The 15,661-nt window shown below is 37.5% G+C and carries 17 protein-coding genes; 10 read left to right on the forward strand and 7 right to left on the reverse strand.

Features of this window, described 5'->3' with window-relative positions:
* Positions 1-9 precede the first annotated feature (9 nt).
* Complete coding sequence (locus G5B37_RS02975) at positions 10-1,155, reverse strand: M14 family zinc carboxypeptidase (protein ID WP_164678568.1); 1,146 nt, start codon at positions 1,153-1,155, stop codon at positions 10-12.
* A 293-nt stretch (positions 1,156-1,448) separates the two neighbouring features.
* Here G5B37_RS02975 and G5B37_RS02980 point away from each other — a divergent pair, with 293 nt between their 5' ends.
* Genes G5B37_RS02980 through G5B37_RS03010 form a run of 7 tightly spaced genes read left to right on the forward strand, consistent with a single transcriptional unit; the run spans position 1,449 to position 5,655 of the window.
* Positions 1,449-1,877: a helix-turn-helix domain-containing protein gene (locus tag G5B37_RS02980; protein WP_164678570.1), complete on the forward strand. Its 429-nt coding sequence runs from the start codon at positions 1,449-1,451 to the stop codon at positions 1,875-1,877.
* Between the two features lie 30 nt (positions 1,878-1,907).
* The gene (locus G5B37_RS02985) at positions 1,908-2,306 is read left to right on the forward strand and encodes a DNA topoisomerase IV (protein ID WP_164678572.1); all 399 of its coding nucleotides are present in this window, start codon (positions 1,908-1,910) and stop codon (positions 2,304-2,306) included.
* A gap of 54 nt (positions 2,307-2,360) precedes the next feature.
* Positions 2,361-3,221 carry a TerC family protein gene (locus G5B37_RS02990; RefSeq protein ID WP_164678574.1) on the forward strand — a complete coding sequence of 287 codons (861 nt, stop codon included), beginning with the start codon at positions 2,361-2,363 and terminating at the stop codon, positions 3,219-3,221.
* A complete protein-coding gene (locus tag G5B37_RS02995) occupies positions 3,221-3,673 on the forward strand; it encodes a tRNA (cytidine(34)-2'-O)-methyltransferase (RefSeq protein ID WP_164678576.1) in 453 nt (150 codons plus the stop codon). Before G5B37_RS02990 ends, G5B37_RS02995 begins: the two co-directional genes overlap by 1 nt.
* Before the next feature lie 54 nt (positions 3,674-3,727).
* Entirely contained in the window at positions 3,728-4,546 is an 819-nt protein-coding gene (locus G5B37_RS03000; protein WP_164678577.1) for a VF530 family DNA-binding protein, read from the forward strand.
* A 48-nt stretch (positions 4,547-4,594) separates the two neighbouring features.
* On the forward strand, positions 4,595-4,951 hold the full coding sequence (locus tag G5B37_RS03005; protein ID WP_164678579.1) for a hypothetical protein: 357 nt from the start codon (positions 4,595-4,597) through the stop codon (positions 4,949-4,951).
* Positions 4,952-4,962: 11 nt separating this feature from the next.
* A complete protein-coding gene (locus G5B37_RS03010; RefSeq protein ID WP_164678581.1) occupies positions 4,963-5,655 on the forward strand; it encodes a DUF4328 domain-containing protein in 693 nt (230 codons plus the stop codon).
* Here G5B37_RS03010 and mscL read toward each other — a convergent pair.
* The 4 genes from mscL to G5B37_RS03030 form a co-directional block, all read right to left on the reverse strand.
* Positions 5,650-6,084 carry a large-conductance mechanosensitive channel protein MscL gene (gene mscL / locus G5B37_RS03015; RefSeq protein WP_164678582.1) on the reverse strand — a complete coding sequence of 145 codons (435 nt, stop codon included), beginning with the start codon at positions 6,082-6,084 and terminating at the stop codon, positions 5,650-5,652. The two genes, G5B37_RS03010 and mscL, sit on opposite strands and share 6 nt — an antisense overlap.
* 12 nt (positions 6,085-6,096) lie before the next feature.
* Positions 6,097-6,660, reverse strand: a complete 564-nt coding sequence (locus G5B37_RS03020) for a hypothetical protein (protein WP_164678584.1) — start codon at positions 6,658-6,660, stop codon at positions 6,097-6,099.
* Positions 6,660-9,401, reverse strand: coding sequence for a DNA gyrase/topoisomerase IV subunit A (locus tag G5B37_RS03025; RefSeq protein WP_164678586.1), 2,742 nt, complete (start codon positions 9,399-9,401; stop codon positions 6,660-6,662). Before G5B37_RS03025 ends, G5B37_RS03020 begins: the two co-directional genes overlap by 1 nt.
* Positions 9,402-9,479: 78 nt before the next feature.
* Positions 9,480-11,330, reverse strand: coding sequence for a DNA topoisomerase IV subunit B (locus G5B37_RS03030; protein ID WP_164678587.1), 1,851 nt, complete (start codon positions 11,328-11,330; stop codon positions 9,480-9,482).
* A 245-nt stretch (positions 11,331-11,575) separates the two neighbouring features.
* Between G5B37_RS03030 and G5B37_RS03035 the strand changes: the two genes are divergently transcribed.
* A complete protein-coding gene (locus G5B37_RS03035) occupies positions 11,576-12,424 on the forward strand; it encodes a phosphatase PAP2 family protein (RefSeq protein ID WP_164678589.1) in 849 nt (282 codons plus the stop codon).
* 80 nt (positions 12,425-12,504) lie between these two features.
* Here the strand turns inward: G5B37_RS03035 and ychF are convergent, their stop codons facing one another.
* Positions 12,505-13,599, reverse strand: a complete 1,095-nt coding sequence (ychF, locus tag G5B37_RS03040; protein ID WP_164678591.1) for a redox-regulated ATPase YchF — start codon at positions 13,597-13,599, stop codon at positions 12,505-12,507.
* Between the two features lie 162 nt (positions 13,600-13,761).
* Between ychF and G5B37_RS03045 the strand changes: the two genes are divergently transcribed.
* Both G5B37_RS03045 and G5B37_RS03050 read left to right on the forward strand, forming a co-directional pair.
* Complete coding sequence (locus G5B37_RS03045) at positions 13,762-14,256, forward strand: hypothetical protein (RefSeq protein WP_164678593.1); 495 nt, start codon at positions 13,762-13,764, stop codon at positions 14,254-14,256.
* 107 nt (positions 14,257-14,363) lie between these two features.
* Positions 14,364-14,843, forward strand: coding sequence for a hypothetical protein (locus G5B37_RS03050; protein WP_164678594.1), 480 nt, complete (start codon positions 14,364-14,366; stop codon positions 14,841-14,843).
* A gap of 15 nt (positions 14,844-14,858) precedes the next feature.
* On the opposite strand, the gene G5B37_RS03055 is transcribed toward G5B37_RS03050, so the two are convergent.
* Positions 14,859-15,659 (reverse strand): alpha/beta hydrolase, encoded by an 801-nt coding sequence (locus G5B37_RS03055; RefSeq protein ID WP_164678595.1) that lies wholly within the window; start codon positions 15,657-15,659, stop codon positions 14,859-14,861.
* Positions 15,660-15,661 lie beyond the last annotated feature (2 nt).

Raw genomic sequence — 15,661 nt, forward strand, 5'->3', positions numbered from 1 at the left:
AACAGATTGCTAATTCTCGTTAAGAAATAACACCAAATTCTCTTTTTTACTGATAATAGTTGATACTTTGTTGCCAACTTCGTACTTTTTTTGCGAATTAATTAAAACTTGCATTCCATTCGCATCTATTTCCTTGTGTCCGTAAAAAGCATCTAAATCTCCAATGCTCTCAATATATGGGACAAATAAAATTGAATTCTCTTGTAAGACCTCTCGATATTGCAGCGCAATAGATACCTTTTTCTCACCTCTATTGCTTTTTACATTTTTAATAAGCACGTCGTAATAGTTCTTTTTATTCTCGGGCAAAGCTTGGTACGTTGTTGTTTTTTCTTCGGAAATGGTCACAAACCCAAACAATGTTAGCATGGCGAGCCCAATATACTTACGCGTTTCTTCGCGTTGGTAATCGTTTGGATAATGTCCTGCTTCAAACAAAATAGTTGGTACGTTGGCCATCTGAAAAGAATCTCCAACACAGTTTGCATTAAAAGAATCGTCGTAACGCCCTATCTGCCCTGGAATAACACATGAGAGTGCTCTAGCCATGTTTTCGATGCAATTCATTGCTGCTTGGCGCGCAGGTGTAATACTACGTTCTTCGTTAGCCGCTGGAGCTAAAAACGAAACGGTAGCCACCTTGCCAGTCTCAAAACCATAAATTGTACGTTGGTCGTGTAAATTAAGGCAGAGATGAGGCGAAATATCCTTAAACACCTTGGCTAAAACCCTACTTTCTGCCTGTGATTGCTGCTGAGCGTCTCGATTTAAATCAATTTCATTAGCATTTTCACGTGTGTACAAGACTGCACCATCTGGATTAAGTATAGGAATGATGTATAAACTATGTTCGTTTAAAAAAGTACTAATCGCTTCTTGAAAGACATTTTTTTGCCTCAAAAACTTCAACACATCAAAAATTGCTTTTGTAGTTGTGGATTCATTTCCGTGCATTTGAGACCACGCTAGTATTTTTTTTGGCCCATTTCCAACAACAATCATCTCGATATTTCGACCCATTTCGGAGCTGCCAATTACTGAAATTTTATAATCGTTTTTGTACTCAGAAAGAAGCGGTGAAATTATCTCTTGTGTGATATATCTACCACCCAAACGACTTTCAAAAAAAGAGGGATATGCTTCAATAATTTTCATAAGCTGTAAAGGTCAATGACAAAGGTAAACAATGTGTTGTTTACATATGTAAACAATTAAAATTTTAGTTTTTGATTATTATTGTAAACAAGATGTGATTAGAAACAACAACTTTAGTGTGAAAATTAACACATTGACTATTCGAATAGTGTAATTTACTATTTTCTAGCTTCTTAGATTATTTTACTTAAAGTATCAATTTTATGCTATGGCATTATTTCGCAATTGATTTTGCTAGTATTGAAGCAATATGTTACTTTTGTAAACGTTAATATAACAAAGAACTTGTTACAGTGGTAAACAGTGTAGATTTTACAAAAAGATTAGAAAAAATACTCCTGCATTACGGATTATCTGCTACTGCATTTTCTGAAAAAATAGCGTTCAATCGCTCCACGATTTCGCATCTACTTTCGGGCAGAAATAAACCTAGCTTAGAGTTTGTAATGAAGGTTGTAAAAACATTTGAGGAAGTAGATTTGTATTGGCTTCTAAATGGAAAAGGTACCTTCCCTTCTACTTCAAATTCTCAAGTGCCTATTTCTGGAATTTCAAAAAATGACGATGTAGTCTTACCTCCAATTTCCGCGAAAGCTGAACATGTTGTAAAAACTAATAGTGTACCAACTCAAATTTCCGAAGCAAGTAAAAAGCAACATCCAGCCATAGATCGAATAGTTATTTTTTATGCAGATGGAAGTTTTAAGGAATACGTGCCCTAATTTCTTCTGAAAATTTCTGAAATTCGCGTTATGAAGTATCTTTTACGCGTTTTCTCATTTCTTTTAGCCATCGTGTCACTAACAAGCTGTTATGAAGTTACACGCAACTGTACTGATTTTAAAACTGGTACATTCGAGTTTGAAGCCCTTGTTGGCACAGAACTTACCAAAACTACATTTGTTAGAAACGATTCTATTGAAATAGACTACTACAAAGGAGTAGCAGACACATCAACCATACGGTGGATTAACGACTGCGAATATGTGGTTACAAAGAAGAATCCGAAGAACCAGGCCGAGAGAAAATCAATTCACATGAAAATCCTCTCAACAGACGCAACAAGCTATATGTTTGAATACAAATTAGTTGGAGAATCTAATAAAGAACGTGGCACAGCTGTGAAAATTAGTGATAATACGTCACGTTAGGCGTTGCTTATCTCTGCATATTATACTACTTTTAAATTCTAATCAACTTATCTTATGTTTGAAATATTAACCTCTCCAGATGCCCTTGTAGCACTACTTACGCTTACATTTTTGGAAATTGTCTTGGGGATAGACAACATTATATTTATCTCCTTAGCTTCTAGCAAGCTGCCAAAACAGCACCAGAAAAAAGCTACCAACATTGGTCTTTTTATGGCTATGCTTATACGTATCATTCTATTATTTGGTATTTCATGGCTCGTGGCTATGGAAGCACCATTCTGGCATATTAATACCTCGTGGCTAAAAGCAGGAATTAGCGGGCAAGGGCTTATTCTCATTGCCGGGGGGCTCTTTCTACTTTATAAAAGTACCAGCGAAATACACGAGAAAGTTGAAGACAAAGGACACGACGAGCGAGAAGTAGCTAAAGGCCGTAAAACAACACTTACCAAGGCTATTGTTCAAATTGCGCTTATTAATATTGTCTTTTCATTCGATTCAATCTTAACCGCTGTTGGGATGACTAACGGTATTAGCGACAACCCGACAGATGCATTAATCATTATGGTTATCGCTGTTGTAGTTTCCGTAATTATCATGATGGTGTTTGCCAATCCAGTAGGGAAATTTGTTACAAAGCATCCAACCGTACAACTCTTAGGACTTTCCTTCTTAATTTTAATAGGTTTTATGTTAATTGCTGAAGGAGCACATCTTTCACATATTGAAATATTTGGATCTCAAGTAGGCACCATTCCAAAAGGATACTTGTATTTCACTATTGCATTCTCGCTGTTTATTGAGTTTTTAAATATGCGTTACCGAAAGAAAACAAGTGAAATTGTAACAACACATCCCGAAGAAATTGACGCAGAATTACAGCGCGAAATCGATAAAGAGCTGAGAAAATAATGCCATACAACATTGTTCTTATAGAACCCGAAATACCTACAAATACTGGCAATATTGGGCGATTGAGTTTGGCTTCAGGCTGTCACTTACACCTTGTAAAGCCCTTTGGGTTTGAGTTAAACGACACGCGTGTGAAACGCGCCGGGCTAGACTATTGGAAACATGTTTCGCTTACTGTATACGAGTCTACTGAAGCATTTTTTAAAGAACACCATGACAAAAAAATGGCTTTTTTGTCGAGTCACGGCAAGCAAACTTATTGGGACATCCCGTTTGAAAAAGATATGTTTTTTATCTTCGGAAAGGAGTCTAAGGGTCTTTCTGCGGAAATTTTACAAAAACATGACTCTAAAAGCTATAAAATACCCATACACAGCGAGCATATACGAAGTATTAACCTTGCAAATGCAGTAAGTGTAGTAGTTTATGAAGCATTGCGCCACCATACATAACACAAGAAGAATTTAAAATACGCGGGGAGCGATTCCTGCCTTTGCGGGAATAAAATGACAGAAAACAATAAAGAATACTGGACAAATCGTTACAATGAGGGCGACATTGGTTGGGACGTTGGCGAGGCTACACAACCTTTGGTTTCATATTTCGATCAGCTAACTAACAAGGAGCTTCGTATCTTAATTCCAGGCGCCGGAAACTCTTATGAGGCCGCGTACCTTCATAAAAACGGATTTACAAATGTTCATATTTTAGATATTTCCGAAGTACCTCTAAAAAACTTTCAGAAAAGAAACCCTGATTTCCCGCAAGAACGTTGCTACCATCAGGACTTTTTTAAACACAAAGGCACATACGATTTAATTATCGAACAAACCTTTTTCTGTTCTTTCGAGCCCGACCAAATGACCCGGGTGAAATATGTCACCAAAATGGCTTCCCTCCTAGCTCCTAAGGGAAAACTAGTTGGACTGCTTATGGAAAATTCAAGTATTGAAGACAATTCTTTACGTCCGTATGGCGCTACAGAAGCTCAGTATAGAGCTTATTTGAAACCACACTTTACAATTGCGCACTTAGAAAAATGTTACAATTCTATTGCCACGAGAAGGAACAATGAGCTTTTTGGAATATTTCAGAAAAAAGAAAAAACAAAAACCCAAAAGAATAATCCGTTACACGGCATTACGCTAAAAACGATATTAGAGGAGTTAGTCGCTACATACGGTTGGGAAGAATTGGGAGAACGTGTTAGAATTAATAGTTTTGTATCTAACCCTTCTATTAACTCAAGTTTAAAGTTTTTGAGGAAAACGCCTTGGGCTAGAGAAAAAGTAGAAAAACTGTACGTGTATACATTTAAAAAATGAGTGCGCTACTTTCGTTTACAACTAAAAAACAATGACGACCTTTGCAGCATGACAGAACAAGAATTTTTAGTCGATATTATTTTTAAAGATTTGACCAATCTTAACAAAAAGGCTGAAAAACCTGCGGATTATAAATTTTCCGAAGAAGATTTTTCACAACTTATAGAACGAGCTGCACATTACGGTTTAAGCCTTTACAGCGTTAATACATGGGCAAAAAACACCTCGTTTGGGGCTAGCATGCATCAGGACCACAATAAGAAAGCATCTGACAAGCGTTGGTACCTAAAGGCTTATAACACATTTAAACATCGGCAGGAAGGCTTAAAATATGCCGCAACCTATAAAGTGCCATCAAAATTACTTTCAAGATTTACTACACCCTCCTCGAAAGAGGAAGAATAGCAACCTAATTTATGATAAAACAACTACGCCCCAATATGGCGCGAGCAAAAAACGCGCAGCTCTTTATTTATATTGTTCTTGCGCTAGATGTAGTGCTGTTAATCTCAAACCTGTTTCAGTACGTTCTTATTGAAGACATCAAAACTGGAAAGTTTATAGGAGACGACACGATAGATGCCAATGACCTACGACAGCAAATTTTAGGAATCATGTATTTGGTAGCCTTTATTGCCTCAACAGTTGTATACATTATGTGGTTTCGCAGGGCTTATTACAACCTAGGTCAAGCCATTCACACCGAATACTCTGAAGGTTGGGCAGCTGGTGGATGGTTTGTACCAATTATTAGTTTGTTCTACCCTTATAAAATAATGAAAGAATTATATGTTAAGACCAACGCCATTCTACGTCAGCAAATCTCGGGATATTCGCATCAAGTAAAACTAACAACAATTGGCATTTGGTGGGCACTGTGGATTGGCTCTAATATCATTGAGCGCATTGGAAGCAAACTTGAAGATACAGAGACTATAGACGGTGTTCTTAATTATACGCTCTTTAGTATGTTTTCTAACGTACTCGGAATAATTTTAGCATTTGTTGCGGTGAAAGTAATAAAAGACTACCATGATTTAGAAAAGAAATATCATGAAGTTGCTGCCCAACAACCAGGAGAAATAAAGCCCCCGGAGATTATTTTATAGTGAGTTACCTTTTTTAAGTATTGAATTTTGCTCTTCCATAAGTCGTTCTATATTTGAAAGCAGCTCAATGTTTTTAGGAGTTTCAACTGTTTTGTTTTTAGGATCTTCAGACTTTTTCTTAAACCGATTGATAAACTTAATTACCACAAAAATAGTTAAGGCGATTATGAGAAAGTCTATCATTACCTCAATAAGTTCACCATAACCAATGGCAACCTCAGCTGCCTTCCCTTCGGCTTCACGCAGAATATATTTTCTATCGGCAAGGTTTACATCATCGGTGAGCAATGAAAGTGGCGGCATAACCACCTTTTTCACCAAAGTATTTACCACACTATTAAAAGCGGTACCTATAATAATACCTACCGCCATGTCTATCATATTACCTTTAATGGCAAAATCTTTAAACTCTGCAATAAAACTTTTCATGCGTTAACCGTGTTAGTTTCTAATTATCCAATCGTCTTTTGTATTCTTTTCTATTGGTTGCAATATCTGTTTCAAAAAACGTTTTGCTTTGGTTGCTTCTATATTAAAACTGATGGCTGTAATTGCATAGCCCACAAAAATAGCAACGAGTAGAAAAACATAATTACTCTCTGTAAATCCGTTATAAGAATCTCCAACAATAACAATGTATATTAAAATACAAATTGAAACCATAGCACTTATCATATTAAAGTAGGACAAACGCATAGTTACTTGAACTTGAGTGGTGTTTATAGAAGAATTAATTGCACCTATAATTACGGGCCTATAAGAATTCTTACCGCGTTTAATACGATGTATTTTAAAGGAATCTCCATTAAATGTACCTCTATAGGTACCATTCTTTTCTGAACCAGACCTAAAAACCATATCTGTTAGTGACCTTTCTTTGGTATCTATATTGCGATGCAAACGCTCTCTAATCTCTTCTGCAGAAAGATTAGAGTGATAAGTATGGTTGTAATAAGGAACCGCATATTCCTTTATGGTAGTCCAAAATTTAGGGCTACTTTCCATTAAAATAAAGAGGCTTGTCCGTCATTTCCCACTGGTGGTTCCTCCTCATCTTTAGAAGTGTTATTTGCTTGTTTTTCTTCGGAAACTTCCTTGGTTGCAACGGTATCGTCTGAAGATACTGTTTCTTCATCTACCACATCTAATTCTTCGGTAGGCTTAGGCGCCGGAGCTTCATAAGGCAACGGAGGTAAAGCATTTATTTCAAGCACTTTGTCTTTGGTTAGTTGATTACCCATGGCACTACTCCCCTTTACAGCAATAAATGCTTCTACATCGAGTACTAGGTTCTCTTTTCTATCTTTTCCACGTTCTTTTACGAAGACTATTTCAGCCTGTGGTCTGTATTCTGTAAAGACGCGCTCTAAATACGACTTTGGATGGTCTGTAATAATAAATTCTTCTTTATCTGGATTTTCAATCAAAAATCGTTTTACATAAAACAGTTCTTTTTCGCCTTCCCAATAGATTGCCGAGATAGGTTTTTTGGGTTCCCATTTTTCTAAAACAATCATATCCTCATCAAAACGCAGCGTAATTTCAGGGATGACTGTTTTTACCACACCTTTTTGGTTGATAATTAACAAGCGATCTTGACTTGTAAACTCGCCTAAGAGCTCGCCTCTTTCGTCTAGATTTAGACGCTGTACAGTATCATCGAACCAAATTCTGCGAGGTTTTAAGGTAGATAGACCTTTTTCTTTTAACTCTACACGCTTAACAGCATACTTGGTTACAATGTTTCCTTTAGACGCACGCCCTTTAATTAATTGGTCTGCAAAATCTACATCCCATTTCAGTTTTTTAATGCTACCGCTTTGGCGTAACAAAACGGTGACCACTTCTGCTTCACCATTTGGATTTGCAGTAAAATACAGCACTTTAGAACCTTTAGTACCTGTAGTTAAGTTATACTCACGGTCTCTTGTTACCGATGTTACCGCAAAACGCTTTAAATAGGTTGCGCCTTTGGTTCCATCTTTATAAATCATATTATAGATGGTACGCTTATCTTTTTTCTTGAATACAGCAACATGTAGAATTCCTTTACCAATAAAGGTTTTGCTATCTACCTTGGTAACCATCATGATTCCCTCTTGGGTGAAGACAATGATATCGTCTATATCGCTACAATCTGTTACGTACTCATCTCTACGCAAACTGGTACCAATAAATCCTTCTTCTCTATTTACATAAAGCTTGGTGTTTCTAATCACTACCTTGGTAGCTTCAATATCGTCAAAAACTTTAATTTCTGCTTTCCGCTCTTTTCCTTCGCCATAGTCTTTCTTAAGACGTTTAAAATATGCGATGGCGTATTCAATTAAGTTGGCCAAATGATGTTTTACCTGCGCAATTTGATCTTCTAAGGCTTCTATTTTCTGTTGTGCTTTATCGATATCAAATTTAGAGATACGCTTAATACGTATTTCTGTAAGGCGTACGATATCCTCTTCGGTTACGGCGCGCTTTAAATGAGCAGTATGCGGTTTTAATCCGTCGTCTATAGCCTTAATTACACCTTCCCATGTGTCGACCTCTTCTATATCGCGATAGATTCTATTTTCAATAAAAATACGTTCTAAAGAAGCATAGTGCCACTGATTTTCAAATTCACCTAATTGAATTTCCAATTCGCTTTTCAGCAATTGTACCGTACGATCTGTAGAACGGCGTAACATTTCAGAAACACCCACAAAGAGTGGTTTGTTATCTTCAATTACGCAGCCCAAGGGTGAAATAGACGTTTCACAATTTGTGAAAGCATATAACGCATCTATAGTCTTGTCTGGAGAAATTCCCGACGGAATATGGATTAAAATTTCAACCTCAGAAGCGGTATTGTCTTCAATCTTCTTAATCTTAATTTTGCCTTTGTCGTTGGCTTTTAAAATTGAATCTATTAACGATGTTGTAGTAGTGGTGAAAGGAATCTCACGAATGACCAACGTATTTTTGTCGTGTTGTAAAATTCTAGCACGACTTCTAATTTTCCCTCCTCGTAGACCGTCGTTATAATCTGTAACATCTACCATTCCCGCAGTTGGAAAATCTGGATAAATAGTAAATCGTTTTCCTTCTAGGTGTTTAACCGAAGCATCAATTAATTCAATAAAATTATGCGGTAGTATTTTAGTTGAAAGTCCAACTGCAATTCCCTCTCCTCCTTGGGCCAACAGCATTGGGAACATTACTGGTAAGTTAATAGGCTCTTTTCGTCGTCCGTCGTAACTTGCTTGCCAGTCGGTTATCTTTGGATTGTATACCACATCTAAAGCAAACTTAGACAAGCGTGCTTCTATGTATCGTGAGGCAGCCGCACGGTCGCCCGTTAAAATATTCCCCCAGTTTCCTTGTGTATCTATGAGTAGGTCTTTTTGCCCAATCTGCACCATAGCATCTGCAATACTAGCATCACCGTGCGGGTGGTATTGCATGGTGTGACCAACGATATTGGCAACCTTGTTATAGCGTCCATCGTCTAGGTCTTTCATAGAATGCATGATACGGCGTTGTACAGGTTTAAAACCGTCTTCAATAGCCGGAACGGCTCGTTCTAGTATTACATAACTCGCGTAATCTAAAAACCATTCTTTATACATGCCCGAAATACGGGTAATAGTTTCTCCAGAGTCTTCTGCGGTCTCAGCGGCAGACGTGTCTTCGCCTCCCTCCAAATCCTGATGATTGATTTGATCTGGGTTAAGCGATTCTTCTGGGTTTATATTTTCGTCTTCTGTCATTTATATAGCTTCCTATTCTATTTTGTAATTAAGGAATTGATGTAAACGTTTCATCATAATCTTTAGGCGATCCTCATTTTACTCTTCAACTGCATCCAACTCCACCTTTAAATTTTCAATAATAAATTTCTGTCGGTCGGGCGTGTTCTTTCCCATATAAAAACTAAGCATGTCTTCTATGCTCATTTGTTTGTCTAGCATAACTGGGTCTAGTCTAATGTCTTCCCCAATAAAATGTACAAACTCGTCGGGTGATATTTCACCTAATCCTTTAAATCGAGTAATTTCAGGCTTCGGCTTCAGTTTTTCTATGGCGTCTCTACGTTCGTCTTCGCTGTAGCAGTAAATAGTTTCTTTTTTATTTCTTACACGGAAAAGCGGCGTTTGCAAGATATACAGGTGCCCTTCTTTTATAAGTTCGGGAAAAAATTGCAAGAAAAATGTAATAAGCAGCAATCTAATGTGCATTCCATCTACATCTGCATCGGTAGCAATTACAATATTGTTATAGCGTAAATCTTCTAACGATTCTTCTATGTTTAATGCAGCTTGGAGCAAATTAAACTCTTCGTTTTCGTAAACTATTTTCTTGGTAAGTCCGTAGCTATTAAGCGGTTTTCCTTTTAAGCTGAAAACGGCTTGTGTATTTACATCACGGCTTTTGGTAATACTTCCCGATGCAGAGTCACCCTCTGTAATAAACAAGGTAGACTCTAAATTTCGTTCTTTCTTTGTATCACCTAAATGAATCCGGCAATCGCGTAATTTCTTATTATGCAGGTTTGCCTTTTTAGCACGGTCTTTAGCTAGCTTTCTAATACCTGAAAGCTCTTTACGTTCTCTTTCTGCTGTTAGGATTTTGCGTTGCAGCTTTTCTGCGGTCTCTGGGTTTTTATGTAAAAAGTTATCTAAGTAGGTTTTTACAAAATCGTTTATATAGGTTCGTACCGTGGGCAGGTCACCTCCCATGTCTGTAGATCCTAATTTTGTTTTTGTCTGACTTTCAAAAACAGGCTCCATTACCTTAATGCTGATAGCGGTCACAACAGACTTTCTAATATCACTTGCGTCGTAATTCTTTCCGTAGAACTCACGAACAGTACGCACTAAACTCTCGCGATATGCTGCCAAATGTGTTCCACCTTGGGTTGTGTTTTGCCCATTTACAAAACTGTAGTAAGACTCACTATACTGGGTTTTACTATGTGTTATGGCAATTTCTATATCATCTCCACGTAGGTGAATCACCGGATACAGCATGTCTGCCGTATTCATATTGTCTTCCAGCAGGTCTTTAAGTCCGTTTTCAGAAACAAACTTCTCCCCATTGAAATCGATTGTTAGCCCCGGGTTTAGATACACATAATTACGCAGCATTTTTTCTACGTACTCACTGCGGTACTTATAGTTTTTAAAAATGCTTTCGTCTGGAATAAAGGTAACCTTGGTTCCTTTGCGCTTTGTGGTTTCTTCTACCGCCGCATCGTTAATAAGCTCTCCTAACTCGAAGTAAGCTGCTTTTTGTTGACCATCACGAACAGATTCTACTTTAAACGAAGCAGACAAAGCATTAACTGCTTTTGTACCTACACCGTTAAGCCCTACAGATTTTTTAAAGGCGCGGCTATCGTATTTTCCACCCGTATTCATCTTAGAAACTACGTCTACCACCTTACCTAGTGGGATACCACGACCGTAATCGCGTACCTTTACCTCTTTGTCTTTAATACGGATTTCAATGGTTTTTCCAGCTCCCATTACAAATTCATCGATACAGTTATCGATTACTTCTTTTAACAAAATATAGATACCATCGTCTGGAGAAGAGCCATCTCCTAACTTTCCGATGTACATTCCGGGACGCATACGAATGTGTTCTTTCCAATCGAGCGAACGTATATTGTCTTCGGTATAATTTGTCTCTGCCATAAATCGTGCTGAATAAGCGTTAAATATAGGATTTCAGCAGAAAACAGGAAAAGGCATTTTATGAAAGTAATTAACAATTAAAGACTACAAATTGTTAAGAAAATGACATTTCCGCAGTTAAAATTCTTATCATTTCGTTTCACTCTATATTTCTAAAAGATATTCTAAAATAGCGCCAAGAGGTTGTTAATTTGGACGGGAAGTCTAGTACGAAATGGTATTTTCGACATAAATAAACCTCATTTATGAAAAATCTACTGCTCTTAGCAATTACTCTACTCACTATTTCTGTCAATGCTCAAAAATCCGAAAGTCCGTACGAATGGGACTGGACACGCGATGGAATATGGACGGGTGCTGCGCTGGGCGGTTCGGTTGGTGGATTTCTTTTAATTCAGAATAAGGATGATATTGACCCCGATACATTTGAAGCAAATTTTGGAACCCCAGAAAGACTTCAAGAATCGATAGACAATATAAACTTTATAGATCGCTGGGCGGCTGGAAAACATGATGAGAACGCCAATAAAATAAGTGACATTCCTTTTGCTATTTCGTTTGTAGGGCCCTTTGCCATGTTGTTTGATGATGAAATTAATGACCATACCGGCCAGTATTTAGGACTGTATCTGGAAAGCATGGCTACTACAGCCGCTATGTACACGATTACAGCTGGAGTCGTTAACAGAAGTAGACCCTACGTATACGATGATAGTGGGGACACGAATTTAGATAGGCGAAGAAGTAATAACGGGCAGCGCTCTTTTTATTCAGGACATGTTGCAACAACAGCCACGGCCACATTTTTTACGGCAAAAGTATACAGCGACTTTAATCCAGACTCTCCCGCGAAAATATGGGTTTGGACCGGTGCCGCAGTAGTACCTGCTGCCGTAGGTTATTTTAGAATAGAAGCAGGACAACACTTTTTAACCGATGTTGCATTAGGATATGCCCTTGGGGCTGGTGTTGGTATACTGGTGCCTGAACTACACAAGAAAAAAAATACCGACGGACTATCAATTTATCCAACAGGTGGGAGAACTTTTTTGGGCGACGACTATACAGCGATGGCGATGCGTTTAACGTTCTAAATTTGAATGACAACACATTAAAAAAGCCTTTCTTCATACTGAGGAAAGGCTTTTTATTTTAATTATTGTTGAAATGTTACTTATACATTGAATCTAAAGTGCATTACATCTCCATCTTTCACAACGTACTCTTTCCCTTCTACACCTAATTTACCAGCCTCTTTTACCTTTGCCTCGCTACCAAACTGCACATAATCGTCGTATTTAATAACTTCTGCTCTAATAAATCCTTTTTCGAAGTCGGTATGAATAACTCCCGCTGCTTGAGGGGCGGTAGCACCAATTGGTATAGTCCATGCACGTACTTCTTTTACTCCGGCCGTAAAGTAGGTTTGAAGATTTAAAAGGTTGTAAGCTCCTCTAATGAGTTTTGCAGAACCAGGTTCTTCCAAACCAAGATCTTCTAAGAACATTTGGCGTTCTTCAAACGTCTCTAACTCTGTTATATCTGCTTCGGTACCTACTGCTAGAATTACAACTTCGGCATTTTCGTTGGCAACTGCTTCTTTCACTTTTTCGACGTATGCGTTTCCATTTACAGCGCTATTCTCATCTACGTTGCAAACATACATTACAGGTTTATCGGTAATAAATTGTAACGGTTTTACATACTCTGTACGTTCTTCTTCAGAAAATGGAATGGCTCTTACTGAAATTCCCTTTTCGAGGTTATCTTTTATTGTGTTAAGAATGGCTTCTTCGGCTTGTGCCTCTTTATTACCTGTCCTGGCAGCTCGTTTTACTTTTTCTAATTTCTTTTCGGCAGTCTCTAGATCTTTTAGTTGAAGTTCAATATCGATTGTTTCCTTATCGCTAACTGGGTCTACCCTTCCGTCTACGTGCACAACATTATCGTTGTCGAAACACCGAAGTACATGCAAAATAGCATCTGTCTCTCGAATATTTCCTAAAAACTGATTTCCCAATCCTTCTCCCTTACTAGCGCCTTTAACTAACCCTGCAATATCTACAATTTCGACAGTTGCGGGCAATACGCGTTCTGGGTTTACTAGCTCTTCTAATTTCACCAACCTATTATCAGGGACATTTACAACCCCAATGTTAGGTTCTATAGTACAAAATGGAAAGTTTGCACTTTGCGCTTTTGCATTTGACAAACAATTAAAAAGTGTTGATTTACCTACATTGGGCAACCCTACAATTCCTGCTTTCATAAACGTAATTTTTCAGTGCGCAAATATACACTTATAAAGCTAAATTTTAAGGTGTTTATTGTTCCTATTCATTAAAAAAATAGGAAAACTTTGAGGGTGTGTTAGCAGATATTTAACAGCTTAGAACTTATATTTGGTATACAAACAATAAATTAACTAATTATGAAAAATACAATAAGTATAATAGCCATAGCAATGATAGCTTCAATGTCTATGAATGCACAGGTGCAAAAGGATGTACAGAAAAAAACAACTGTAAAAACTGTACGTGTAACTGATAACAATATGATTTCAACAAAAATCATTGAAGATACCGATGCCGAAATAGATGTTATTGAGGTAGAAGGAACTGACGATTTAAACCAAAAAGCAAAAGTGCTTAAGAAAGATGCAGACAAAACTGAAGTAATTGGCGGTGGAGATGTTGAAAATGCTAAAAATAAGATGATGGTTGCAAACAAAAAAGAATTGCAACAAAAGGAGCTTGAAATGTCTAAAAAGGCAATGGACTTAAAGGCAAAAAAAGAAAAGATGGCACTTGAGCAAAAGAAAAAAGAAATGATGGCAGATCTTGAGAAACGTCGCGCAGCTTTAACGAAGCGTCCAAAAGGAATGGCTAAGTTGAAGAAAGACCCTGACGGTGATGGTATTGAGTAAGCCATAACATTTAGATATAACTATAAGCCTTGATATTATAATCAGGGCTTTTTGCTTTTAACTTTCGTATAAATCGCGTACTTTTACGGTAATCAAATTAAATTGACATGAAAAATATTACACTCACATTAGCAATCGCCTGCATGGTAACTAGCGGCATAATGGCGCAAGAAGTAGCTGGTGAAAAAAAGGTTACTGTTACTAAAAAAGTGGTAACAAAGGGCACAACCATAGACACTAAAGTGGTTGAAGAAGTGAAGGAAGAGAAAGAAATCATGAAATTAGAGGAAGATGGTACCGAGAACCAAACCCCTAAAACAATAGTGGTTAAGAACTCAGACGATCAAGTAGTAGCTCAAAATACCGAAAAAAGTAAAGAGGCCGAGGCAGCAATTGCTAAAATGAAAGCAGAACGCGAGGCAGAGATTCAGAAGTCACGTGATGAACTATTAGAGCGCGCTCGTAAAGAAGGTCTTTTAATAGACAAAGGTGATGAAGTACAGCGTATGAAAAGAATGGAAGAGCAAAAGAAAAAATACGCAGAGCGTAAGAAAAAAGCTGAGCGTAAGAAAAAAGACAATAACTAGTTTTAAAGGAACTGCCTAGTAGGCTAGTTCTTTTCTAATGGCAAGCCAATACTCTTGAAATTTACCAAGATTATTGTGTTTGCCATTTTTTATGCGCACCATTATTCCTTGATGTTCGGGTATACTTTTAAATAACAAATTGGCAGAGTCTATAGGAACTACTCCATCTTCTGTTCCGTGAATTATCGTAATACCGCAAGAAACACCATCTATGAAGCTCGCCGTATTAAATCTAAATTTAAGCAACTGCTTTACAGGAAGAAAAGGATACCTATCTTCAGCAAGCGATTCTAGGCTGTAGAACGGTGATTCTAAAATAAGCTTTCTCGGCTTGTTTTGTGATGCCACATAGGTTGCGAAAGTGGTACCTAAAGATCTACCAAATACAATAATTCGAGATTCTGGAAATAATTCTTTTGCCTTATTATAGAATAAGTTTGCATCGTTATATAACTGTTTTTCATTTCTAGCACCTGTACTCTTACCATAGCCTCTGTAGTCCATCATTAACACATCGTAATTTAGGCTTGTAAACTGCGATGCAATGCTACCCCATTTAGATAAATTACCCGCATTTCCATGAAAATACAGTACAATGCCGGCTGGCTTTTCGACTGTGAAATGTAATGCGTTTAACTGCGAGCCATCTTCTGTTGCAATCGAAATTTCTTCAAAAGAAGCGTCGAACGTATATTCATAATCTGGAGGTAGTGTTTCTGACAAAAAAATTAACCGTTCTTGAAAAAAATATACGGCTAGTACAGCTATGAATGCTGTCACTAACACACCTCCAATAAATTTTATCAGTCTTTTCATGC

Origin of the sequence: Rasiella rasia (assembly GCF_011044175.1) — a bacterium.
Classification (GTDB): domain Bacteria; phylum Bacteroidota; class Bacteroidia; order Flavobacteriales; family Flavobacteriaceae; genus Marinirhabdus; species Marinirhabdus rasia.

What these genes read in the sequence shown, in the direction of transcription:
- G5B37_RS02995 (WP_164678576.1), top strand. Translation starts at nt 3,221, where the DNA reads ATGCCATACAACATTGTTCTTATAGAACCCGAAATACCTACAAATACT.
- mscL (WP_164678582.1), bottom strand. Translation starts at nt 6,084, where the DNA reads ATGAAAAGTTTTATTGCAGAGTTTAAAGATTTTGCCATTAAAGGTAAT.
- G5B37_RS03020 (WP_164678584.1), bottom strand. Translation starts at nt 6,660, where the DNA reads ATGGAAAGTAGCCCTAAATTTTGGACTACCATAAAGGAATATGCGGTT.
- G5B37_RS03025 (WP_164678586.1), bottom strand. Translation starts at nt 9,401, where the DNA reads ATGACAGAAGACGAAAATATAAACCCAGAAGAATCGCTTAACCCAGAT.
- G5B37_RS03000 (WP_164678577.1), top strand. Translation starts at nt 3,728, where the DNA reads ATGACAGAAAACAATAAAGAATACTGGACAAATCGTTACAATGAGGGC.
- ychF (WP_164678591.1), bottom strand. Translation starts at nt 13,599, where the DNA reads ATGAAAGCAGGAATTGTAGGGTTGCCCAATGTAGGTAAATCAACACTT.
- G5B37_RS02990 (WP_164678574.1), top strand. Translation starts at nt 2,361, where the DNA reads ATGTTTGAAATATTAACCTCTCCAGATGCCCTTGTAGCACTACTTACG.
- G5B37_RS03030 (WP_164678587.1), bottom strand. Translation starts at nt 11,330, where the DNA reads ATGGCAGAGACAAATTATACCGAAGACAATATACGTTCGCTCGATTGG.
- G5B37_RS03035 (WP_164678589.1), top strand. Translation starts at nt 11,576, where the DNA reads ATGAAAAATCTACTGCTCTTAGCAATTACTCTACTCACTATTTCTGTC.
- G5B37_RS03045 (WP_164678593.1), top strand. Translation starts at nt 13,762, where the DNA reads ATGAAAAATACAATAAGTATAATAGCCATAGCAATGATAGCTTCAATG.
- G5B37_RS02975 (WP_164678568.1), bottom strand. Translation starts at nt 1,155, where the DNA reads ATGAAAATTATTGAAGCATATCCCTCTTTTTTTGAAAGTCGTTTGGGT.
- G5B37_RS03005 (WP_164678579.1), top strand. Translation starts at nt 4,595, where the DNA reads ATGACAGAACAAGAATTTTTAGTCGATATTATTTTTAAAGATTTGACC.
- G5B37_RS03055 (WP_164678595.1), bottom strand. Translation starts at nt 15,659, where the DNA reads ATGAAAAGACTGATAAAATTTATTGGAGGTGTGTTAGTGACAGCATTC.
- G5B37_RS02985 (WP_164678572.1), top strand. Translation starts at nt 1,908, where the DNA reads ATGAAGTATCTTTTACGCGTTTTCTCATTTCTTTTAGCCATCGTGTCA.
- G5B37_RS03010 (WP_164678581.1), top strand. Translation starts at nt 4,963, where the DNA reads ATGATAAAACAACTACGCCCCAATATGGCGCGAGCAAAAAACGCGCAG.
- G5B37_RS03050 (WP_164678594.1), top strand. Translation starts at nt 14,364, where the DNA reads ATGAAAAATATTACACTCACATTAGCAATCGCCTGCATGGTAACTAGC.